Source organism: Vibrio sp. TRT 1302 (assembly GCF_050113875.1).
Lineage (GTDB): Bacteria > Pseudomonadota > Gammaproteobacteria > Enterobacterales > Vibrionaceae > Vibrio.
Window position 1 is genome coordinate 21,614 of the sequence record NZ_JBNJOF010000016.1, and the last position, 22,679, is coordinate 44,292.

General features: G+C 46.8%; 18 protein-coding genes and 2 pseudogenes. 9 read left to right on the forward strand and 11 right to left on the reverse strand.

The window, feature by feature from the left end; all coding sequences use genetic code 11:
* Nucleotides 1-52 precede the first annotated feature (52 nt).
* The 10 genes and pseudogenes from urtA to puuE form a co-directional block, all read right to left on the reverse strand.
* Nucleotides 53-1,336: an urea ABC transporter substrate-binding protein gene (urtA, locus tag ACQEXP_RS16085; RefSeq protein WP_426970922.1), complete on the reverse strand. Its 1,284-nt coding sequence runs from the start codon at nt 1,334-1,336 to the stop codon at nt 53-55.
* A 225-nt stretch (nt 1,337-1,561) separates the two neighbouring features.
* On the reverse strand, nt 1,562-3,682 hold the full coding sequence (locus ACQEXP_RS16090) for an ATP-binding protein (protein WP_426970923.1): 2,121 nt from the start codon (nt 3,680-3,682) through the stop codon (nt 1,562-1,564).
* 4 nt (nt 3,683-3,686) lie between these two features.
* Nucleotides 3,687-4,202: a hypothetical protein gene (locus ACQEXP_RS16095; protein ID WP_269375407.1), complete on the reverse strand. Its 516-nt coding sequence runs from the start codon at nt 4,200-4,202 to the stop codon at nt 3,687-3,689.
* A 345-nt stretch (nt 4,203-4,547) separates the two neighbouring features.
* Nucleotides 4,548-6,467: a methyl-accepting chemotaxis protein gene (locus tag ACQEXP_RS16100; RefSeq protein WP_426970924.1), complete on the reverse strand. Its 1,920-nt coding sequence runs from the start codon at nt 6,465-6,467 to the stop codon at nt 4,548-4,550.
* Nucleotides 6,468-6,721: 254 nt separating this feature from the next.
* A pseudogene (locus ACQEXP_RS16105) lies at nt 6,722-6,982 on the reverse strand (urate hydroxylase PuuD); the annotation flags it as partial.
* Nucleotides 6,983-7,029: 47 nt separating this feature from the next.
* Nucleotides 7,030-7,978 (reverse strand): annotated as a pseudogene (locus tag ACQEXP_RS16110) (urate hydroxylase PuuD); the annotation flags it as partial.
* An 11-nt stretch (nt 7,979-7,989) separates the two neighbouring features.
* A complete protein-coding gene (locus ACQEXP_RS16115; protein ID WP_426970925.1) occupies nt 7,990-8,553 on the reverse strand; it encodes an ureidoglycolate lyase in 564 nt (187 codons plus the stop codon).
* Nucleotides 8,554-8,567: 14 nt separating this feature from the next.
* Complete coding sequence (gene alc / locus ACQEXP_RS16120; RefSeq protein WP_269375403.1) at nt 8,568-9,554, reverse strand: allantoicase; 987 nt, start codon at nt 9,552-9,554, stop codon at nt 8,568-8,570.
* 92 nt (nt 9,555-9,646) lie between these two features.
* Nucleotides 9,647-10,162, reverse strand: coding sequence for a 2-oxo-4-hydroxy-4-carboxy-5-ureidoimidazoline decarboxylase (gene uraD / locus ACQEXP_RS16125; protein WP_269375402.1), 516 nt, complete (start codon nt 10,160-10,162; stop codon nt 9,647-9,649).
* Between the two features lie 3 nt (nt 10,163-10,165).
* A complete protein-coding gene (gene puuE, locus ACQEXP_RS16130; RefSeq protein ID WP_426970926.1) occupies nt 10,166-11,089 on the reverse strand; it encodes an allantoinase PuuE in 924 nt (307 codons plus the stop codon).
* Between the two features lie 352 nt (nt 11,090-11,441).
* Here puuE and uraH point away from each other — a divergent pair, with 352 nt between their 5' ends.
* The 5 genes from uraH to ACQEXP_RS16155 all read left to right on the forward strand — a co-directional run bounded on the left by uraH (nt 11,442) and on the right by ACQEXP_RS16155 (nt 17,077).
* Entirely contained in the window at nt 11,442-11,795 is a 354-nt protein-coding gene (gene uraH, locus ACQEXP_RS16135) for a hydroxyisourate hydrolase (protein WP_269375400.1), read from the forward strand.
* Nucleotides 11,796-11,936: 141 nt separating this feature from the next.
* The gene (locus tag ACQEXP_RS16140) at nt 11,937-13,280 is read left to right on the forward strand and encodes an NCS2 family permease (protein WP_269375399.1); all 1,344 of its coding nucleotides are present in this window, start codon (nt 11,937-11,939) and stop codon (nt 13,278-13,280) included.
* Between the two features lie 162 nt (nt 13,281-13,442).
* Nucleotides 13,443-14,849, forward strand: a complete 1,407-nt coding sequence (locus tag ACQEXP_RS16145; RefSeq protein ID WP_269375398.1) for a nucleobase:cation symporter-2 family protein — start codon at nt 13,443-13,445, stop codon at nt 14,847-14,849.
* Between the two features lie 172 nt (nt 14,850-15,021).
* Complete coding sequence (locus tag ACQEXP_RS16150) at nt 15,022-16,383, forward strand: 8-oxoguanine deaminase (RefSeq protein WP_426970927.1); 1,362 nt, start codon at nt 15,022-15,024, stop codon at nt 16,381-16,383.
* 163 nt (nt 16,384-16,546) lie between these two features.
* Nucleotides 16,547-17,077, forward strand: coding sequence for a cytochrome b (locus ACQEXP_RS16155; RefSeq protein WP_426970928.1), 531 nt, complete (start codon nt 16,547-16,549; stop codon nt 17,075-17,077).
* A 69-nt stretch (nt 17,078-17,146) separates the two neighbouring features.
* Here the strand turns inward: ACQEXP_RS16155 and ACQEXP_RS16160 are convergent, their stop codons facing one another.
* Entirely contained in the window at nt 17,147-17,860 is a 714-nt protein-coding gene (locus ACQEXP_RS16160) for an NAD(P)-dependent oxidoreductase (protein WP_426970929.1), read from the reverse strand.
* Nucleotides 17,861-17,983: 123 nt separating this feature from the next.
* On the opposite strand from ACQEXP_RS16160, the gene ACQEXP_RS16165 reads away from it, so the two are divergent.
* The 4 genes from ACQEXP_RS16165 (at nt 17,984) to ACQEXP_RS16180 (ending at nt 22,678) form a co-directional block, all read left to right on the forward strand.
* The gene (locus ACQEXP_RS16165; protein WP_426970930.1) at nt 17,984-18,871 is read left to right on the forward strand and encodes a LysR family transcriptional regulator; all 888 of its coding nucleotides are present in this window, start codon (nt 17,984-17,986) and stop codon (nt 18,869-18,871) included.
* A gap of 204 nt (nt 18,872-19,075) precedes the next feature.
* The gene (locus ACQEXP_RS16170; protein WP_426970931.1) at nt 19,076-20,245 is read left to right on the forward strand and encodes a glycosyltransferase family protein; all 1,170 of its coding nucleotides are present in this window, start codon (nt 19,076-19,078) and stop codon (nt 20,243-20,245) included.
* Nucleotides 20,246-20,315: 70 nt separating this feature from the next.
* A complete protein-coding gene (locus ACQEXP_RS16175) occupies nt 20,316-21,524 on the forward strand; it encodes a glycosyltransferase (RefSeq protein ID WP_426970932.1) in 1,209 nt (402 codons plus the stop codon).
* Nucleotides 21,521-22,678, forward strand: a complete 1,158-nt coding sequence (locus ACQEXP_RS16180) for a glycosyltransferase family 4 protein (protein WP_426970933.1) — start codon at nt 21,521-21,523, stop codon at nt 22,676-22,678. The genes ACQEXP_RS16175 and ACQEXP_RS16180 overlap by 4 nt, the downstream gene beginning before the upstream one ends.
* Nucleotide 22,679 lies beyond the last annotated feature (1 nt).

A 22,679-nucleotide genomic window follows, 5' to 3' on the forward strand; every position in this document is an offset into this window, starting at 1 on the left:
CAGAAGAAAAAAGCGCCTTAGGACCTGCCCTTCGGCGCTAAAATTGAGGGATTTAGTTTGTGCCCGAACACTTGTTCGTTTCTACGTTAAAAGCACCACAAGAGAATGGCTTTGACCAACTTGAAAATAGCTTTGCAGACTCAGGTAAATATTCTGACCAAGCATCACCAGCCACCAGACCCGTGGTTTCCCAAACGACATCAAATTGACCATCGTCCTGAATCTCGCCAATCAGTACCGGTTTCGTAATATGGTGGTTGGGCAGCATAGTAGAGTAGCCGCCTGACAGGTTAGGGACAGACACACCAATCAAGGCATCCTGCACGGCTTCAGCATCAGTTGTACCCGCGTTAGTCACTGCCTGAGCCCACATATTGAAACCAATGTAGTGCGCTTCCATTGGGTCATTGGTTACTCGTTTTTCACTGGCAATAAACTTCTGCCAAGTCTTCACGAACTCGTCATTGCTCTCGGTATCCACGCTCATGAAATAGTTCCAAGCCGCAAGGTGACCAACCAATGGTGAGGTATCCATTCCAGATAGCTCTTCTTCACCGACCGAAAATGCCACCACAGGAATGTCTTCTGATGAGATGCCCTGTGCACCTAACTCTTTATAGAATGGAACGTTGGCGTCGCCATTGATGGTTGAAACCACCGCGGTTTTCTTGCCTTCTGCTCCAAATTTCTTGATGTCTGACACGATAGATTGCCAATCTGAATGTCCAAACGGCGTGTAATTGATCATGATGTCTTTTTCGCTGACACCTTTGCTTTTAAGGTAAGACTCAAGAATCTTGTTGGTTGTGCGAGGATAGACATAGTCCGTTCCCGCGAGAACCCAACGCTCGACCTGTAACTCTTTCATTAAGTAGTCGACCGCAGGAATCGCTTGCTGGTTTGGCGCAGCGCCGGTGTAAAACACGTTTTTAGACGACTCTTCGCCTTCGTACTGTACTGGATAGAACAGGATACTATTGAGTTCTTCAAATACTGGCAGCATGGATTTACGTGATACTGATGTCCAGCCACCAAAAACAACGTCTACTTTCTCTTTTTCAATCAATTCCCGTGCTTTTTCAGCAAACAATGGCCAGTTTGACGCCGGATCGACGACAACCGCTTCGAGCTTCTTGCCCAGCAGACCACCTTTTTTATTTTGCTCCTCAACCAGCATCAAGACCGTATCTTTCAATGTGGTTTCACTGATCGCCATAGTGCCGGATAGTGAATGCAACACACCAACTTTGATCGTATCGGCAGCATTAACCAACCCGGAAGTCAGCGCGAGTGAAGTGCCCAATGCCGCAAGCTTTAGTTTGAACGTCATGTTCATGGATATCTCCTTATATGAATGGTTATTCAACCTATCGGTTTCTTCATTGACAAATCCAAGAAAGATGCCAGATCAAAAAACCAATAATAAAATTTTTATTCATTTGATTTATAAGGAGTAATTTGAAGCATGCGTATTTTTGGTGCATTGAAACACTCAAATACTCGCTGCATAGTAGTGCAACTGAAAAATGTATTTCACCATTTTGGAGATATGACTCGAGTTTTATTGGGCGGGTTTGGCTGCAATATATTTATTTAGCACTCGCTGCATTAAATCCATTCTCACAGGTTTAGGAACAACATCGTTGAAACCCTGTTCAATGTAGTGCAACGCATCTTTATCTGAGTTGTTGGCGGTTAAGGCGACGATCGCCGTTCCTGGCGCTAAGTTTTCCCTGCGGATGGTTTTCAGAGCCTCTATGCCATCCATCACCGGCATTTGGATGTCCATAAAAACAATATCAAAATGGTGCTGCTTCAGAATATCTAAACACTCTTGTCCATTGCTTGCGGTCGTCGTCTCGACCTGTAGGGTATTCAGCATCTTTTGTGCAACGATCTGATTGACTCTCATGTCCTCCACTATCAGAGCAGAGAGCCCTGCACTATTCGGCGCAACATCTATGTTCGCGCTCTTTTCCTGTCCTGTATTTCTGCTACAAACGGCGTTAATTAAACTAAAAATATCGTAGGGTTTGGTCAGCTTTGTGACCCAATCCGAATCAGGGACAGCGACATGAAGATCGCCAATCACTATGCACGGTTTCCCCTCTGCAATCGCATCGTTGTCAATGAATCCCTGAGCGCCACTGAGGTAGTAAACGGTCAGCTCTCCGTCGTCGTCAAACAGTCCAAGTTGGTTCAGCTCTGACGAAATTAACCTTTGTACATGGATATCTTGCGCGACAACACGTATACGCTGATTGCGAATCTGTGGACAGAGAATCGTCTTTTCTCCTTCTACTACAACGGGGATCGATACGTTGAACTGTGTCCCTTGCCCAAGCTCACTTTGCACCTCTAATGTACCCTTCATCATGTTGATAAGTGACTGACATATGGATAACCCCAATCCCGTACCACCGTACTTCCTCGTGATTGAGTCATCTGCCTGAACAAACTCCTCAAACACCTTATTAAGTTGCTGTTCCGACATTCCAATACCAGTATCAATCACCGATAACTTTAGATAGCTTTGTTGGTCTAGGGTCTCAACCGATAACGATACATCTACATATCCGCTATCAGTAAACTTGAGGGCGTTATAGCTAAGATTATTGATGATTTGCAGTAACTTCGTTTTGTCACCAACAATCTTGTAATCCTTCTCCATCGGTGAGCAAAACATAATCTCAACATCAGGTTTGTTGGTTTCAACAAAAATGGTCTTGGATAATTTGATGAGTTCACTACAGTAGAAAACGTCTCGGTCAAGCTTCATCTTGCCCTGCTCGATCTTACTCAAATCCAGCACGCTATTGATGAGCTTTAGTAAGTGTTTCCCAGAGTCATTAATCATTGCCACAAAACTGCGCGTCTGCTCGTCTGTATTGAGGTAATATTCTTTATGGCTCAACCCGATAACCGCATTGAGTGGTGTTCGCATCTCGTGGGACATATTGGCAAGAAATCGCGCTTTAGCCGTCGCGCTTTGCTCGGCAAGCTTCTTAGCCTCTTCCATTTTATCCGTGCGCTCTTTTAAGTCTCGACTCAATTTAATTTGGTTGAGATACATCCATGAAATCACACCAACCATCATTGCCAAACATGCAGAAATGACTGCTAGATAAGTGTATTGCTGGCTGTAAAACTGCTGTTTCTGTTGTACAAACATCATCTGATTTTTTTGCACTTCAGAGACGAACGATGACATATAAACATTGAGTTGCGAGTAGAGGCTATTTAACTGAGTCAACACGGTTTTCAGCTTCAACTCACTCTCATCCAAAGTCATCTGGTCTAGATTGTTACCTAGCGCATCTAACCTGGCACGAATCGATGTTAACTTCTTTACGTCACCAAACTGTTGGTGAATCTGAACGGTTCTCTCCGCATGCAAATCTTGTAATATACTGGAGCGATAGACGCGTGCCTTCATCTTCATTCTCGCCAAAGATCGTTCCGAACGGTCACTTGAAAACTCAATAATTTCCAGCTTGAGCATCAATAACTTACCTTTGGCGGAGATGTTATTGTTGACGATTGTCACGTATGGCTGTGGCGGAATTCGCTGAAACTCCTTCATTGAATGGAAAAAGTAAACCACCATCACGATCAGTACCGCACATAGCACTGATGTAACAATGACAAATAAGCGCCCCTGCGTGAGGAGTGGTTTATCCATATCGTTACTCAATGACCAGTTCCTTCACCTGCCAAACCGACAAACTATAGTAGTAGTCGTTTCTCAGTTCAGGATTCTCTGAAAATGGATACACAATGAAGAATGGGCCTTTGTCGTCGATTGTCATCCTCTTTCCGGCTTCGTGAGTGGCAAGCAACAAACCGTACTTTTCGACATCGGCGATCGGCATCGTCACCACGTAATCGTCCCAAGCAACTACCTTCAACGTTTCTCCCTCAGCACCGACATAGTCAAGCACGGAAACAAGCTTAGGACCGGTATACTCGACGATTTGTTCGACAACATGGTTGTTGGTCATGATAGATCCTTGCTCTAGCGCGAGGAGCATTTCTTCATCAAACACGACACCCTGATTAGAGTTAGATTGGGTGATATTGCCCGAAACCCAAAGAACGGGCTCTGATTTAGGGGCAGGAAGCGCATAAGCGAGATTAATGAGGCTAAGAGCTAAACTCAGTAAAGTGGTGTATCTGACACCACGGAAAAGTGCTGCTGACATCAATTCATTTCCTCCAGACCTAACTTTTTATAACCACGAGCAAAACTTCAATTAATTTCAGTATAGACAAGGATTTCTGCCATTAATGAAACTAACTTCGACATTGCTGATACAAATATATAACGTTATGAAACCGATAACTTATTGTTAGGAGTGCAGGCATTGCGGCGAATTTGAGTCACCATTTATTGGGAAATGACTAAGGCGGACGAAGGTGAACAAGGCGATTCTCAAACTGGAACCGCCATAACTACAGAGTCTATTTTCTCAGCGATCACTTGAGTATCAGGAGCGTATAGTCCAAGGTGGATGCACCTTACGCTCCTGAACGCTTATCAACCAAGGTTAGAATTTAAACTTCGCGACAAGCTCTGTCAGCGATTCGACATTACGCTTTAAATCGGCACAATGTACGGAAGTCTGTGTGACCATGTCAGTATTGCTGCGTGCCACATCGGCGATACTGGATATGTGCGGTGCGATCTCATTGACCACTTGGGATTGCTCTCCTGTTGCGGTCGCAGTTTGCGCACTCAACTGATGGATCTCATTAATTATTTCGTTGATTGATGCTAAATGCCGTTCAGACTCTTTGGCTAACTCCAGACATTTTTGCCCTGAGTTGTAACTTTGGCTGACTTCGTTTACGGCACTGTGGCTCAAGCCTTGAAGGTTCTCGATAATGGTGCGTATTTCGCTGGCAGATTGATGGGTACGAGAGGCGAGCGTTCGAACCTCATCCGCTACAACTGCAAATCCACGTCCTTGGTCACCCGCGCGGGCAGCTTCAATTGCAGCGTTCAACGCCAGCAAATTGGTTTGTTCAGAAACCCCACTAATGACATCCAGCACCGTATCAATGGCATCGATGTCTCTAGACAGTTTTTCAATACTGCGATTACTCTGCTCTAGCTGACGGCTCATGGCTTCTGTATAAACATACGTATCACTCACCGAAGTCAGACCATTTTTCACTTCCAATGCCGTTTTCTGAACGTTGTCGGAGGTATGATTTGCGTTGCCTGCAATTTCTTCTGAACTGGCACTCATCTCATGTATAGCCGTCGCAACCTGATCAATATTATGTTCTTGACCATGAATCTGTTGCTTCATTTCGTTGGCTTGCTGGTCAATATGCTCAATAGTCGCGACCAGATCTTTTCTTGAGCGCTCTATCTCTTGCAACACACTTCCCATGTAGGCAACAAACTGATTGTAACCTTTGGCTATCTTGCCCACTTCATCGCGGCGACTCTCGTCCAGTCTTTGGGTGAGATCACCACCTCCACCACCAATCTCGAGCAGCACCTCGGCAGTCGTCGTCAGTGGTTTTAAAAGAATATGAGTCATGTAAGCACTGACAATGGTGAACAGTACTGCCACCGAAACCCCTATCCAGGTCATGGTTTGAATAAACTGGTTAATTTCTATCAATACTTCACTGGTCGGCTGCAACGAAACTAAGACCCAATCAAGTTGCTGTAACGGCATCAAACCCACGATCATCGAACGCCCATCAACTTCAAGCGAATGAATACCAGAACCTGTCATATGTAATTGAGAAAATTGGCTTTTGATACTCGCTAAGCCCAGTTGTTCCAGCGATTTGCCGACCAGTTCCGTATTTGAATGGATTTTCACTGTTCCGTTGGAATCGGCCAAAAACAGTTTCCCAGAATCACCCAGTGAGTAGTTCGCCACTGTTTGACCCAAGGTTTCGAGTGACAAACCGATTCCTGCCACCCCAATTCTCTGACCATTGTGAATCACTATGTGATTTACAAATACAGTCGCGATACCCGTCGCCTCATCAACATCAACGGATAACTCCACTCGCTTATCACTGTTAAGAAAGCCATAAAACCATTGATCATCCGGAGATGATGGTGACATCGTCTTCAATAACCCCGAAGCCACATAATAACTGTCGTTTACCGTTGTAACGTAGAAAGCCGTCAATGCATTGAACTGGCGCTTAATTCGCGCCAGTTGATCCGTTATCCCACTGTCATTTTCACCGGAAAACGCCACAAACTGAGTCAGTTCAGCCATCACCTGAGAGACCACGAGAGGCCTTTCCAACTCATATTTTATTTGGTTACTAACCTCGCCCAGTGCCGCGGGTATTTGTTGAGAGTAGGTTTTATCAAGAATGATTTTCTGCCCTTGATTAAGGGTAATACCAATCAAAACCACAATCACCATGATCACGGCCATTACCGTAGCAAGAATGGTTTTATGCCGAATGCTTAGTGTTGTCATCATCACGTCAAACTCCTTTTAGCGATGTAATTGACCACCATAGACAGTGGTGGCTTTGCCCTTTTAGATGGGCGCTTTGTCTTAGCTGCGATGGATATCCAGCCATAATTGCAGCCTTCGACTTCTACCAACGACATATAAAAAACCCCGGAACAGGGGCCGGGGGATCTCAAGTGAGATAAAGAGCGGGAAATACCACGTTTGCATGAATCACGCCTACCGGATTAGCCGTCCGGTAAGCGGGATGGGGAGTGCGATTAATTAATGATCGCACCTTGTTCTACCCATGTACCGATCAAGGTTCGTTCGTCGTCGGTCATTTGTGTTAGGTTGCCAAGCGGCATCACTTTTGTGGCGACAGATTGGGCAACAATACGGGGTACATTTGCTTTGATCTCTTCAGGCGTATCCAAGATCACCCCCGCCGGAGCCGCAGCAAATGCAGCATGTGTTGGGGTTGCAGAATGACAAACCGAACAACGTTGCTGAATCACTTGATTAATCGCTTCAAAGCTGACTTCCGAGCCATGTGATGACGTCTCTACCGTTTCTCCGCTTACTTGCTGAGTGGCGGATTCAACGGTAACGGGAGCCTTAGCCACTGGCGCGACTTGCTTGTTGGCGTATGGCGATGTGACAAATGCTAGGGTAATCATACCCAAGGCTGCCACTGGTACCGTCCACGCGAACTTCTGACTACCATGACGGGTGTTAAAGTAGTGACGAACTAAGATACTAAAGATCGCCAGACCCGCCAGAATTGCCCAGTTATACTCCGAACCGTAAGTGCTCGGGAAGTGATTACTGATCATGATAAACAGCACTGGCAGAGTCAGATAGTTGTTGTGACGAGAGCGGAGCAAACCTTTCGCGGGCAATGCTGGATCGGGTTCGCGGTTCTCTTCAATCGCACTGACAAGATTACGCTGAGCAGGCATAATCACGCGGAACACGTTACCGACCATGATGGTACCAATAATCGCACCGACGTGAATATACGCGCCACGACCACTGAACACCTGAGCCAAACCGTAGGTCGCACCCACCAGCAGTACAAATAGCACAGCACCAAGTAACATTGGGGTTTTACCTAATGGAGAGTCACAGAGAAAATCATAGACAAACCAGCCAGTAACCAATGCCCCTACACCTATCGCTATCGCAGTCGTTGGCGCCATACCTGATCCAGGTGCGATCAGATAGATTTCTGCGTTAAGGTAGTAAACCACACCCAACAACAGCACACCGGTAATCCATGTGAAATAAGCTTCCCATTTAAACCAATGCAAATGCTCTGGCATTTCAGGTGGTGCTAATTTGTATTTTTCCAAGTGGTAAATACCACCACCATGAATCGCCCATAAGTCCCCTGATAGGCCTGTTTTCGGATTAACGCGATTTAAGTTGTTCTCTAACCAAACAAAGTAGAACGAAGCGCCAATCCATGCGATGCCAACTATCATGTGAACCCAGCGAATAGCCAGATTCAACCACTCCGTGATATGTGGATCCATAATAAACTCCTTTACAACGCGCTTTCCATGCGTTGCGTAATTTCCTTATTGTTGACGCTTGGGAGATCTTCAAGATGAAGTGACACTAAATCCGTATCAAAAAAAACTTCATCACAGTTATGCCCTTCTCCACCACGATCAACGATTAAAAACTGATCCTGATCTCTCAGTGCCAGCACAGGGTGATGCCAAACGCCTTTGTGGTAATTGACGCCTTGACGTCCATTACTCAAGAATGCTCGGCACTCTTGAAGGCTCGGGTCATCACCTTGTGGTGCGACGACAATGAGATAGGGTTGACCAAGCAAGGGAACAAAAGCCTGAGATCCCAGAGGGTGACGCTCCAACATTTGTATCGTTAACGGGTAGCTAAGCGGTGTCGCTTGGAAGATGCTGATGATCGCTTCACCACCTTGTTGCTGCACATCTGCCGTTGCTAGTTTGTGGTAACGACGTGTCGAACCATTATTGATCATGAAGTAATCACTATTATCCACTTCGATGACATCTCCAAACTGGGCAAAAGCTTGTTTAGTCAAGGGCTCGATGGTTAAACGGCGAGTTCCATTGCTCATAGTCACTTCCTCGCTTATTTCGCTTTGGTGCCAAACAAACGTAAACGGCTAATACCACCATCAGGGAAGATATTCAGACGCACATGCGTGACCGCACCTAGATCATTTACTTCCGATGCAAACTCATGAATATCGTGCGCTTTCAATTTTTGCGCTGGCAAGAGTTCGCGCCAGAATAGACTTTGCGTCGCCACTTGATCATCGGTACCGCCTTTCACGTATGCCGCCTGAATCGAACAGCTATCAGGGAAGTTACCTTTGAAGTGCGCCGTATCGACCACGACGCGATCAATATTGCCTGCATGGCCTAACGCAACAATAACCCAGTCATTACCCGGTGTACGACGACGAGCAGTTTCCCAGCCATCACCCATATTCTCACCACGACCTGGACCAAGAATGTTGGATTTGGTGCCATAGTGCTCATCACTACATGCCAACGCACGACCGCCGTTTTCTACCGCTGCAAGGTCAACTTGCTGCTGCGGGTCGATACGATCCCAGTCGACACTAGGACGACCGTAAACACGCAAACGAGCCACACCACCATCTGGGTAGATATTCAAACGTAAGTGAGTAAACACGTCGTCGCTATCGATTTTTTCTAAGTGGTGATGGTTACCTTGCAAACTCATTGACGGTAGGATCTCCTGCCACTCAGTCGCGTCTGTCGGATCACCGTCTGGCGAGTAACAAGCATCAATAGATGCCGAGGGTGGGAAGTTACCAGTAAAGAATGAAGTGTCGATATCAACACCCGCGATCGTACCCGCAAGGCCCAAGCGAATCACACAGTAGTCGTAGCCTTCACCGCGTTTACGGCGGCTTTCCCAACCATCCATCCACTTACCGTTATCATCATAAACGCCTTCCTTCCACTCCGGTGCTTCGCGGCGCAGTAGTCGGCTCTTGTCTGCAAAGAAATCGTCAGTGGCGTAAATTGCTTGTGCGCCAAGTTTGTCATCAGCGAGGTTAATGTATTGTTCAAAATCTAAGGACATTTCCTTTATCCTTCCAATTATTCAAAAATAGGTTAAATGAGTATGGCTCTTGGTAAAGAGCGGTAAAGCGTGATAGTCGCCAGCTCTGTGACTTACATATCTCGCAGACGAAACAGGGCAATCTTATTGATCTCCTGAATCGCAGTAGCAAACTCAGTTTCACTATCATTGCCTAATCGCTTCTCGAACGACTCAAGAATTTGGTAACGATTGGCCCCTTTCACTGCCATGATGAAGGGAAAGTTGAAACGACTTTTGTAACTGTTGTTGTACGTGGTGAATTTTTCAAACTCTTCAGCTGAGCACTGATCAATACCCGCACCCGCTTGTTCTGCGGTGGACGCCGCAGTGAGTTCTCCGTTGATTGCTGCTCGCCCAGCTAAATCTGGGTGAGCATTAATAAGATCGAGTTGCTGCTGCTTATCGGCTTCAAGCAAGGTATTCGCCATTCTTAGGTGTAGATTGGCGATCTGATCGTCTTTGTCACTTAAGCCTTGGTCGTACACAGATTCCGCAACCCATGGACTGTGTTCATACACATCACCAAAGTGAGTGACAAATTCCGTACGTTCCATCGTTGATGGTTTGCAAAAACGAAATTCCGCCATTTTTTATTTCTCCTTGAGTGGTGTGTATGGGTGGTGCTCATGCCAATGGCGAGCAATATCAACACGGCGACATAACCAAACATCGTCATGCTGTTTTACGTATTCGAGAAAGCGTTTCAGGGAAGCTATTCGCCCTGGACGGCCAATCAAACGACAGTGTAAACCTACCGACATCATCTTCGGTGCGGTCTCACCCTCGGCGTACAATGTGTCAAAGGTATCTTTCAGATACTGGTAAAACTGCTCACCAGAGTTAAAACCTTGCACCGTTGCAAATCGCATATCATTCGCATCGAGTGTGTAAGGGATCACCAGTTGCGGTGTTCCCGTTTCTGTATGCCAGTAAGGTAAATCATCATCATACGCATCTGAGTCGTAGAGAAAGCCCCCTTCTTCCGCCACAATGCGGCGCGTATTCGGGCCCGTTCGACCGGTATACCAACCGAGTGGACGTTCTCCAGTCAACTGCTTGATGATCTCAATCGCCTTCATCATATGGTCACGCTCTTGAGACTCATCCATATATTGATAGTCAATCCAGCGATAGCCATGGCTACAGATCTCGTGCCCTGCTTGCACCATAGCTTTAGCCACATCAGGATGTCGCTCGATAGCCATGGCAACCGCAAACACTGTTAACGGAATCTCATACTCATCGAACAGTTTTAGCACACGCCAAACACCAGCTCGACTACCGTATTCATAGATAGACTCCATGCTGATATGACGTTCACCTTTAATCGGTTGGGCAGCGGGGATCTCCGACAAAAATGCTTCGGATTCATCATCTCCGTGAAGCAGACAGCGTTCACCACCTTCTTCATAATTCAAGACAAATGACACAGCGACACGGGCGCCGCCTGGCCATTTAGGGTCAGGTGGATTCGCACCATAGCCAATCAGGTCTCGCGAATATTCCTTATCCATTCAGGCTCTCCTTAAATACAAGATGCTCTCAATTGGCACCTTCTCAATCTCACACATTCATTGTATACAATAAATTATCTCAATGTAAAGATTTTGTTGTTAAAGTTAAATTAAAGAAACAAATTCAATTTATTCATAAACTTACGATTATAACTCCAACCACCAACCAACGATTACACCTCACAAAATTGATTTTCTTTCACTTTCATTAGTAACAAATTTATAACAACACGCTTTACTAACCGAATATTTTGTGTACATATATAGTTATCAAAAGTCGAATTGAATATCTCTTTGTATACAATTTGACGTTCACCAAAGCTAAGGAGAGCGCTAGGCGCAATTAACAATTATGGGCAAATTAACCACTCACGTATTGGATACAATGCACGGTGTTCCAGGTGCCGAGATTCAAGTTGAGCTGTTTCGTGTGGAAGGAGATTCCCTCACCAAGATTAAAACAGTCACAACGAATTTTGATGGGCGAACCGATGAACCCGTACTTGAAGGTGACACTTTCACGACAGGAAAGTATCAGTTGGTGTTTCATGTCGCTGACTACTACCGCAAGCGAGATGTCGATTTAGGGGATATTCCCTTCCTAGATGACGTGGTGATTCGTTTTGGTCTTGGTGAAGAAGGCGCTCACTACCATGTACCACTGCTGGTTTCACCATATAGCTTCTCTACCTATAGAGGCAGCTAATACCAAGCAATCTAACAACGTCAAATACATTAATACATCAGGAGAATTGGAGTCTGCAGATAAACCTTTCGGTAACAAAACATCCTAATGCAGAGTGCGGTATTCAATTTCAGAAAAACCAAAACAAAAGGACTTGCTGACATGAATGAAAGCAAAGCAGAAGTGCTTAACAGCGAAAGCCAATCCGGTGGCTTACTAGAGCGCTTTTTTAAACTGAAAGAACATGGAACCAGCGTGAAAAACGAGATGATCGGGGGGATCACCACGTTTGCGACCATGGCGTACATCATTTTCGTCAACCCACAAATTATGGCAGCGTCAGGAATGGATTCTGGTGCGGTATTCGTCGCAACTTGTATCGGTGCGGCGATTGGCTGTCTACTTATGGGGCTCTTTGCGAACTGGCCGGTTGGTCTAGCACCTGGTATGGGCCTCAATGCTTTCTTCTCGTTCACCGTAGTCAGTGAAATGGGTTACAGCTGGGAAGTTGCACTCGGCGCTGTATTTTTGTCCGGTATTCTATTCGTCGGTATGAGTTTCTACAAAATCCGACAATGGATTATCGAAAGTATTCCTGAGAGTTTACGTTTCTCTATGACTGCGGGTGTTGGCCTATTTCTTGGTCTGATTGGTCTTAAAACCGCAGGCATCGTCGTCGAAAACCCAGCCACTTTGGTTTCGTTGGGGGACTTTACAAAACCCGACGCCATGCTCGCTGCGATCGCTTTCCTAATCATCGCTGTATTGAGTGAGCGCAAGGTGTTTGGTGCCGTATTGATCGGTATTCTCAGTGTCACCGTTATCGGCATGATGTTGGGGCTAGTCCATTACAATGGCTTCTTTGCCGCGCCACCAAGTATCGCTCCTACTTTTATGGCAATGGACATTGCTGGTGCGTTCAACATCTCTATGGTCAGCGTTATTCTGGCATTCTTGTTCGTGAATATGTTTGATACGGCTGGCACGCTAATGGGCGTTGCTGAACGTGCCAACTTAGTCAACAAAGAGACAGGTCGAATTGAAGGGCTTAGCAAGGCGTTAAAAGCAGATTCTATCTCAAGTGTTGCTGGAGCATGTGTGGGTTGTCCACCAGTAACCAGTTACGTAGAAAGTGCTGCGGGCGTTGCCGCTGGTGCTCGTACAGGTTTGTCTGCGATTGTGGTTGCGGTTCTTTTCCTAGCAGCGATTTTCCTCTCTCCTCTCGCCGGCATGATCCCAGCGTACGCAACCGCCGGTGCTCTGATTTATGTTGCTTTCGTTATGATGAGCAGTATGCAGCACGTCGATTGGAAGGATTTCACCAACGGAGCACCAGCCGCCATCACAGCGCTAATGATGCCTCTAACCTTCTCAATTGCTAACGGTATCGCACTTGGTTTTATTACCTATACCGTGCTCAAAGTCGCAACCGGTAAGACAAAAGATGTTTCCATCTCAATGTACTTCCTGACGGTGATATTCGTTGCCAAGCTCATCTACATCTAAGCCTGATTAGCCGCAATTATTTCAATCAAACACACCACTGGCCTGATACAAGATTCAGGCTAGTGGTCAACATACACATTTCGTGACCCTACGCAGTTTGTAGAAGTCTGTTGTCCAGTCAAAGAGAGCCGGCTTTGTGCGGTGTTCTCTGAGGTAAAACCAATGAAACTTCTGTACTCGCTTAACCAAAAGCCGCCACACGGCATTACTTTACTTCTCGCTTTGCAGCACATGCTGGCCTCGATTGGCGGTATTGTGGCTGTCCCTCTTATCGTTGGCTCCTCTATTGGCTTACCCAACGAAGAGATTGTTTCTCTCATCAATGCCGCTTTGCTGGCGTCCGGTATTGTGACGATGGCGCAATGTATCGGCCTGGGTCCTATCGGTATCCGTTTGCCCGTCGTGATGGGGTCAAGTTTCGCCTTCCTAGGGGTTGCTATCGCCATTGGTCGTGAAGGGGGCGTTGCCAGCATTATGGGCTCTGCATTGGTGGGATCTTTGGTGGTAATTCTGGCCAGTTTTTATATGGACAGAGTGCGCAAATTGTTTCCGACCGTGGTCAGTGGCGTTGTGGTGACATTGATCGGCTTGACCATTTTACCCGTTGCCATGAACTGGGTTGGTGATGCGCCAGCTTCGAGTGAAAACTTCGCGACGTTACCAAAACTGTTCTTAGCGATTATTTCACTCGGTATTGTGGTTGCAGTCTCGGTGTATTGTAAAGGCGCTGTCGCGGCATCAGCTATTGTGATCGGTCTTGCCGGAGGTTACATCGTCGCTCTGTCGCTGGGCATGGTCAATCTCAACGACATCTCGTCCGCAGCATGGGTGGGCGGCCCTGAGCCTCTAAAATATGGCCTCACTTTTGAAGCCAGTGCAATCGTCAGTATGAGCTTGGTTTATATCGTTGTTATTGCAGAAGCGACTGGCGATTTTATGGCGCTGGCCAATAACTGTAACACCAAACTGTCAGGCAAAGATCTCCAACGCGGTCTTCTCGGTGATGGCCTTGGCAGTACTCTGTCTTCTCTACTGACTGCGATGCCACTTGCTTCTTTCAGCCAGAACGTCGGCATCGTCGGTATTACCGGCGTGGCGAGTCGATTCGTCGTCGCGACTACCGGTGCATTACTTGTCTTGGGTGGGTTATTCCCTAAATTGGCGGCCATCGCCGTGACCATTCCGAAACCGGTATTAGGCGGCGTTGGATTCGTCATGTTTGGTATGATCGCTTATGCCGGTATCCGCATGTTGATTACCGCTGCCGATACTAAGCGTAACGCGCTCGTCATTTGTGTCGGTCTCGCTTCAGGTCTTGCCGTTACTTTTGAACCACGCTTACTGCAACACCTGCCACACGATATTGCTAACTTTCTTCACTCGGGTATCACCACAGGTACGATAGTGACGGTTCTTCTGCACCAATTGTTACCGAAGTCGAGTCGCAAAGAAGAACGCGAAGCTCTCACGGAGAGTCGCAATCAAGTACAAGAGAAAATCGCGAAAAAAGCCCAAGCAGAGGAAGAAGCTCGCGAGACTCAAGTTGAGCTCAAAGCACAACAGGATTAGCGTGTCAGATCGTTATCTCAATGATCACACTCGCTAGAGAGAGGGTAGACTCCAGTGTGCGATTCTGCCCTTTCTCAATACCCACACTGCCGGATGATTCTGGCTTAATGATCACGAAAATGTTTAAGACCTTCTCCCCTGAAATGGTTGAGACGGCTAAGGACGACTATGAATGGAAACCATCTGGATTAAGAATCCACTTGCAATTTACACCGCAAACGCTCAAGACGCCCGAGGTGGCATTGTGGTTCAGGGAAACAAGATTGTCGAACTGATCGCACACAACCAAACCCCTTCACTAACCATTGACTATGTCGTTGATGCTTCGCGTCATGTGGTGACGCCAGGGCTAATCAATGCACACCATCACTTTTATCAGACATTAACCCGCGCCTATCCTGACGCCCTCAATAAAGAGCTGTTCCACTGGCTTACTAGTCTTTATCCGGTATGGGCAAACTTAGATCCGGAAATGATGAGTGTCGCGACCGAACTTGCCTTGGTTGAACTGATGCTCTCGGGCTGTACAACCGCTTCCGATCATCATTATTTGCTCCCGAATGGGCTAGAGCATGCGATCGATATTCAAGTGGAAGTCGCTCAAAAACTGGGCGTACGAGCCATCTTTACCCGAGGGTCGATGAGCCTTGGTCAAGAGGATGGAGGATTGCCTCCGCAACACACAATTCAGACTGAACAGGCGATTGTTGATGACAGCCAACGCTTAATACGCCAGTACCACCAGCATCATGATGGTGCAATGACCCAAATTGCATTAGCCCCCTGCTCACCGTTCTCAGTCACCACAGAGTTGATGAAAGAGACGGCGCGAATTGCCAAGCAAGAAGATGTGATGATGCATACTCATCTTTGTGAAACACTCGACGAAGAAGAGTTCTGCGTCAAACGATTCGGCTTAAGGCCGGTCGACTATCTCGAAGATGTCGGTTGGCTCAACGACCGAACTTGGCTGGCGCACGGGATCCATTTCAACAGCGAAGAGATAATCCGCCTCGGCAAGGCGGGTGTAGGGGTAAGTCACTGCCCAACATCGAACATGATGCTGGCTTCAGGTATATGTAAGAACAACGAGCTTGAGGCAGCAGGTGTCAAAGTCGGACTCGGTGTTGATGGGTCTGCCTCCAACGACGGTTCAAATATGATTGCGGAAGTGCGCATGGCGATGTACTTGCAACGACTCAAATATGGCTCTGCCAATGTCACCCACTTTGATGCGTTGCGCTGGGCGACAAAAGGTTCAGCACAAGCAATGGGACGCAGTGATATTGGTGAGATTGCTCGTGGTAAGCAGGCCGATATCGCCATGTTTAAACTGGATGATATTCGCTTCTCGGGCAGTCATGACCCTTTAGCCGCGCTGCTACTATGTGGAGCTCAACAAGCGGATCGCGTTATGGTTGCTGGTCATTGGCGTGTCATAAACGGCGAGATGATTGGTGTCGATATCCACCAACTGATCGACCGCCATCAGCGTGCGGCTTCCCGTTTAGCTAAAAAAGCCCTTGGTGAGTAACTGAACATTATTCGTACTCACTCAGTGCCAGTCTGAAGATAGCCAGATTGGCACTCTATTTACCCCTCACTTTCTTGGGGCATTCGTTTCCTGAATAAAGCATTCATCAGCAATTCATCTCTGTCGATGCACAATGTCCATACTTTAAGCATGGAGAAATAACATGGACAGTAATCCAAACAGAGCAATATCAACGCCAATGATCTGGTTTCATTGGCTAAGCGGAATGGGCATGATTTTGGTTTTGGTATCCGGACTCATCATGGATGATGGCCCCAGCAACCTCTTGTTCAACGCTCACGTATCATTCGGCATACTGGTGCTGGCAGTGAGTATCCCTAGACTGGTCGCTCGACTCATGGTTGGTATGCCACAACCCGTTGCCCAGCGAGGTAAACTGGAAGATATGGCTGCTAAAATAGTGCTCTATTCCTTACTGGCACTCACCGTCCTTTTGCCATTATCAGGCATTGCGTTAACCCTTGGAGAGGGTGACGGTTTAAGTCTATTTGGATTACCGCTAATTCTCCCCGGTAACGAAATAGAGTGGCTAGAGAAGCTAGGAGAAGGGATTCATGAATTTGCTGGAGAAACGTTACTACCCGTGCTCTTGCTACTCCATGTCTCGGCAAGCCTGCTTCACCATTTCGTGAAGAGAGATGGCATTCTACTAAGGATGTTAGGTCGCACCTAGCGCTACTATCCACCCCAGATTTATCATTCCCCACTCGCGTGCCAACGAACTCTCTGACGCACGCATAACTCACTCAGTTTGCTGATTATAAATAACGGGCGACTTCCCCTTCCATTGCCGCCATAGGCTCTCATCTGACACCAATCGATACATCGCATTGGCGACATTGATTCTGCTGGTTTCTCCTGCATCAAATAGAGCACTGCGTGTTGGGCTCACAAACCAGTCATACTGGCTCACCTCTGATCTATCGATTAAGGTATCTGGTCTCACCATCACCCACTCTAGCGATGTGTTATTGATCTCCTGACTGTGGAGCAATTTGGCTGCCTGTTCATTGTCCCGATGCGGCGGCAACAACCAACGCAATAAAAAGTTCAGCGCCGTTTCGAGCGTCGGAATACGCTCCTGTGTAACCACATTGCGTACACCTGTCGAGCTCATTAGAACCAATTTCAAAGGCTGACTCCTTTGCTTATCGACCGATGAAATGATTCGTCGCAAGCTGTCCCTTACCAACATCCTTGGAGCGCCGTAGACGCCTTGCAAGGTTAAGTTGTGCCCAAGACAACATATGATGGCGTCACTATTTCCCACCAATTGCTCTAATTCAGTCGGTTCCATCGATAGTGCTGTTGCAGCGATCTGTTGCAATCGAGGATGTTCCCCTAGTACATCGGTATCTCTCACTAAAGCAGCGACATCAATATCAGCATCAAGCAGTTGCTTGACGACCCCTTGCCCTGTTGCTCCGGTCGCGCCCAATACCATCACTTTCATCATCAAATTCTCACTCGTCACACAGATTGGTCTAGTGTATCAATTCATATTCATTTGGAAATCACCCGAAAATGTATAAGAATCATTCATTATTGAATGATTAATTTAGCTGAACGGGTACAACTCATGGACTGGAAACACATCCACTTTGATTGGAATCGGGCCCGCGCATTCTTGGTTGTAGCGCAAGAAGGCTCCCTCTCAGCGGCAGGGCGTGCGATGAATATCAGCCAACCGACATTAGGTCGCCAAATAACCGCGTTCGAACAGGAGTTAAACGTCACACTCTTTGAACGCGTTGGCAAGAAGCTTGTCTTAACAGAAAGCGGCGCTAAGCTTTATCAACATGTCAGTAAAATGGCTGAATCAGCGAATCAGTTACTACTGACGGCCTTGGGACAAGATGAAAATGTCGCGGGAGATGTCAGCATTTCACTCACCGAACTGGATGCCTTTTTCCGTTTCCCCGCACTGATTCACCAACTCAAAGAGTTCGCGCCAAACATCAACCTCGAGTTGATCGTGTCTAACCAAATCAGCGATCTTAAACGTCGTGAAGCAGACATCGCAATTCGCTATCACCGCCCCACAGACCTAGACTTAATCGCCAAAAAAATTGGCCATGAAACCGTTCGGCTATACGGACAAAAAGAGCTAGTGAAACGCTTTGCTAACAAGAGACCGGATGACTACCCTAATCTTCAGATCATCGGTTTTGACCGTGGAGATAGGCTTGCCGAGCACCTTAACCACTCTGGCTGGTCACTTAAGCACAATCCTTTCAAGCTGATTTGCAACAACCAATTGGTTCAATGGCAACTGGTTCAGCACACCCCGTCTTTAGTTCTGCTACCAGAACATATCGCGCAAAATAATCCCGATCTTGCCATCGCCTTCTACGAGCACTTTAAGCCCTTCGAGTTAGATGCGTGGTTAGTCTGCCACCGCGAGTTACATACCAATAAGCGCGTACGTCTGGTGTTTGACTTCTTAGCGAACCATATGGCGTTGTAGCAAGTTAGATAACTCCGTTCTAACGCAAAAATTTTTTTACTCAAATTGATATAATTATCATCACCTTACTCATAGCCACATAACATCAGCGGTTCTGCAAGCACCAGATGACAGGTTTTCCACTATCACATAGCTATACTTCAGAGAGTTCTAAACTAAAGGTCTAACTTTGGTAAAGAGTGACAAATAAGGTCTGATTCGATAATGAAGAAGCTGCTGTTTTACTCTCATGATAGCTATGGTTTGGGGAATATCCGCCGCATGGTGGCTATTGCTAACTTTTTAGTCGCTCGTCACCACGATCTATATATTCTCTTGGTGACAGGTTCTCCTATGCTTCACGCGTTTCGTACTCATCCTCAAATCGACTACATCAAACTGCCCTGCCTACAGCGTTCTCAATCGGGAAGTTACTCAGCAAAGCTAAGCTGTTTTAGTGGTCAAAGTTTGCTCGAACTAAGAGCGGATATTATTCATGAGGTCGTCGACTCATTTAAACCCGACCTCGTGCTGGTCGACAAAAAACCAGAAGGTCTAAATGGCGAGCTGAAACAAACCCTCTCGCTGCTTAATACCCTTGAGCCAGCACCAAAATGTGTATTGCTACTAAGGGATATTCTCGATACTCCTCAAGTCACACAGAGGATCTGGCAAAAGAACCAATATTATCAACTGATTGAAAAGCACTATCATCAGGTACTGGTCGTTGGCGAACAACGAATCTTTGATGTCGTTGAACAATACAGCTTCCCACCTACCGTTAAGAACATGACGACTTTTTGTGGTTATTTGTATCGAACAGAGCCTATCGAGCATCGTATTGAATTGCTCGATCACATGCTTGAGTCAGATAAGAAGTTAATCGTTGTCGCAGCAGGGGGAGGCAACGACGGTCTGCTAATGCTAGAGAATTACTTGCAAGCCTGCCGACAGAACTCGTGGCATCACCGAGTTAATTCTATGGTTTTCTACGGACCGGAGATGTGCCAAGCAGACGTAGAACAACTAAAACAAATTGCCCAGCAAGTACCAAACGTCACTTTATCTGAATTTACTCCACATTTTATCAGCTACCTAGCTGCGGCAGACTTAGTGGTCACAATGGCAGGCTACAACACGGTGTGCGAGATTCTATCAGTGAAAAAGCCAGCGATTGTCGTTCCACGAGTCTCTCCCGTCGCAGAACAGCTGATCAGAGCAGAACAATTTTCCAAACTGGAGATTTTCGACTTTATCCACCCGCATGAGATCACACCGAGTCTACTGAACAGCAAAATCATCAGTAAACTCTTCTGTGAAGAAGCTCGACTACCGTTTTCTCAGCACGTCGACTTGTGTGGTATGGAACAACTAGAACGTCAGTTGTTGGAATAACCAATAATAAAATCATTATTAACAAACATTGGTTGGGAACAAGAAACAGAACAATTTCAAGGAGTGACCTATGTCTGTCGCCTATATCGTCAAGCGATATCCGCGCTATTCTGAAACGTTCATTGTTAACGAAATTCTGGCCCATGAGAAAGCGGGATTGGACATCCATATTTTTGCCTTGTTACCGCCTCAAGATTCACATTTCCAAGATATCATTTCTCAGGTCAGAGCACCCGTTACCTATCTCCCAGCCAAAGCGGATAGGGCGAGTACGTTTTGGGAGCGACAAAAAAAAGTATCGCGCCGCTATCCTCAAATGTGGAATGTGCTAGGCCAATATCCAAACGCCAGCGCGCGAGAAATATTGCAAGCTTTGGAACTTTCACTCCACATTAGCCGAATGAAAATCACCCATATGCATGCTCATTTTGCTACCACATCAACCACAGTTGCACAGATCGCATCAGCCATCACAGCCGTCCCCTTTTCGTTTACTGCACATGCAAAAGATATCTTTCATCAAGACAACGATTTTGTCTCTCTGGCAACCAAGTTCGAACAAGCGAAATGTGCCATCACCGTAAGTAATTTTAATCTCAATTATCTCACCCATGAGCGTTCAGTCAGAGACGGAAAAGTAGTGAGAATATACAACGGTCTGGATCTGACTCAGTTCCCATACCTCTCCCCTCAACACCGAGAACCAGTCATTTGCGCCGTTGGACGATTGGTTGAAAAAAAAGGCTTTTGCGACCTTATCGACGCATGCTCTTTGCTTAGACAGCAAGGTATCCAATTCCAATGTGAAATCATCGGTGATGGAGAAATGAAAGACGAGTTGGCGCAACAAATCCAAACCTTGGGCCTAGAACAAGTCGTAACGCTAAAAGGGGCGTTACCGCAGCATCAAGTGAAAGAGCATCTGCGCCGTGCCGCCGTTTTCGCCGCCCCTTGTGTTGTGGGAAAAGATGGCAACCGCGATGGATTGCCAACCGTATTACTCGAATCAATGGCCTTAGGAACGCCTTGCGTGTCTACTGAAGTGACGGGGATTCCAGAAGTGATTACCGACGGGAAGACGGGTTTAATCGCACAACAGAATAATCCTCAGTCTCTTGCGCAAGCACTAGAAAACTTACTCAGCCATTCTCAGCTACGAGTCAACTTATCACGGCAAGCGCGTTCACTTATCGAAAGTCAATTTGACATTCATACCAATGCCCAAGAGATTCGAACGATCTTCCAACTCTCTGACAGGGTCGATTTGGAGGAAAAATGAAAGCAGCCTATGTATGTTCTGATCGAGGAGTGCCCGTATTTGGCAGTAAGGGTTGCTCGTTACATGTGCAGGAAATTTCCAGAGCCCTACTTCAATCAGATATCGATGTTGACCTTCATGCTGCATCGGTTGGTGGTCAATGTCCTGATGACTTACGCGCCCTTGATGTCCACCGCATTCGACATTCTAAGCTTACAGACCGAGCCTTGAGAGAGCAGTCGGACATTCAGGACAATATCGCTATCATTCGTGAGCTAGAACGTTCAGAGCCGTATGACTTTGTTTACGAGCGATACTCGCTGTGGAGCCACGCAGGCATGACCTACGCAGCCAGCAGGGACATACCTGCCATATTAGAAGTGAATGCTCCTTTGGTGGAAGAACAGCAGAAGTACCGAGGGCTAATCGACCACAAGTCGGCGGTGAAAGTCACTCAGCAGTGTTTTGACTCCGCCAGTTTGATTCTAACCGTCTCTGAGCAGGTCGCTTGTTATGTAGAATCATACCCACAGGCACAAGGGAAAATAAAAGTGCTGCCGAATGGGGTGAACACAGATCGGTTTAGTGAAGTGCTGCATAAAAAGCCAAACTCACAGCAAGCATTTACGTTTGGTTTTGTCGGCACCCTAAAACCATGGCATGGCGTCGATAGATTGATCGCTGCTTTCGCTCACGTGCACCAGCGCCTGCCTCATACTCGTCTATTGATCGTCGGTGATGGACCGATGAAAGAGGCCCTAACAAGCCAGATAGCGGCTCTCAATTTGTCCGAACAGGTGGAAATGACTGGCTCCATTGCTCCTTGCCAAATGGCTAATATGTACCAGCGCATGGATGTCGGTGTTGCCCCTTATCCCAGTGAAATTGATTGTTACTTTTCTCCCCTTAAAGTCTTCGAATATATGGCGGCGGGGCTGCCAGTGATTGGCAGTGATGTAGGTCAAATAAGCGATATCGTCACCAACCACAAAACGGGCATCACTTGTCCGGCGTCAAGTTTGAATCATCTTATCGAAGCAATGGAGTACCTAGCGATACACCCATCGACCGCATCGGCTTGGGGTCGAACGGCACAAACTGAAGCTCAGTCTTGCCATAGCTGGCGACAACGAGTCGATAATATTCTTTGCTGGTCAGGTTTGGTTCCGGAGTAAC

Excerpts from the sequence above, each read along its gene's own strand:
- urtA (WP_426970922.1), bottom strand. The coding sequence starts at position 1,336 with ATGAACATGACGTTCAAACTAAAGCTTGCGGCATTGGGCACTTCACTC.
- ACQEXP_RS16090 (WP_426970923.1), bottom strand. The coding sequence starts at position 3,682 with ATGGATAAACCACTCCTCACGCAGGGGCGCTTATTTGTCATTGTTACA.
- ACQEXP_RS16095 (WP_269375407.1), bottom strand. The coding sequence starts at position 4,202 with ATGTCAGCAGCACTTTTCCGTGGTGTCAGATACACCACTTTACTGAGT.
- ACQEXP_RS16100 (WP_426970924.1), bottom strand. The coding sequence starts at position 6,467 with ATGATGACAACACTAAGCATTCGGCATAAAACCATTCTTGCTACGGTA.
- ACQEXP_RS16115 (WP_426970925.1), bottom strand. The coding sequence starts at position 8,553 with ATGAGCAATGGAACTCGCCGTTTAACCATCGAGCCCTTGACTAAACAA.
- alc (WP_269375403.1), bottom strand. The coding sequence starts at position 9,554 with ATGTCCTTAGATTTTGAACAATACATTAACCTCGCTGATGACAAACTT.
- uraD (WP_269375402.1), bottom strand. The coding sequence starts at position 10,162 with ATGGCGGAATTTCGTTTTTGCAAACCATCAACGATGGAACGTACGGAA.
- puuE (WP_426970926.1), bottom strand. The coding sequence starts at position 11,089 with ATGGATAAGGAATATTCGCGAGACCTGATTGGCTATGGTGCGAATCCA.
- uraH (WP_269375400.1), top strand. The coding sequence starts at position 11,442 with ATGGGCAAATTAACCACTCACGTATTGGATACAATGCACGGTGTTCCA.
- ACQEXP_RS16140 (WP_269375399.1), top strand. The coding sequence starts at position 11,937 with ATGAATGAAAGCAAAGCAGAAGTGCTTAACAGCGAAAGCCAATCCGGT.
- ACQEXP_RS16145 (WP_269375398.1), top strand. The coding sequence starts at position 13,443 with ATGAAACTTCTGTACTCGCTTAACCAAAAGCCGCCACACGGCATTACT.
- ACQEXP_RS16150 (WP_426970927.1), top strand. The coding sequence starts at position 15,022 with ATGGAAACCATCTGGATTAAGAATCCACTTGCAATTTACACCGCAAAC.
- ACQEXP_RS16155 (WP_426970928.1), top strand. The coding sequence starts at position 16,547 with ATGGACAGTAATCCAAACAGAGCAATATCAACGCCAATGATCTGGTTT.
- ACQEXP_RS16160 (WP_426970929.1), bottom strand. The coding sequence starts at position 17,860 with ATGATGAAAGTGATGGTATTGGGCGCGACCGGAGCAACAGGGCAAGGG.
- ACQEXP_RS16165 (WP_426970930.1), top strand. The coding sequence starts at position 17,984 with ATGGACTGGAAACACATCCACTTTGATTGGAATCGGGCCCGCGCATTC.
- ACQEXP_RS16170 (WP_426970931.1), top strand. The coding sequence starts at position 19,076 with ATGAAGAAGCTGCTGTTTTACTCTCATGATAGCTATGGTTTGGGGAAT.
- ACQEXP_RS16175 (WP_426970932.1), top strand. The coding sequence starts at position 20,316 with ATGTCTGTCGCCTATATCGTCAAGCGATATCCGCGCTATTCTGAAACG.
- ACQEXP_RS16180 (WP_426970933.1), top strand. The coding sequence starts at position 21,521 with ATGAAAGCAGCCTATGTATGTTCTGATCGAGGAGTGCCCGTATTTGGC.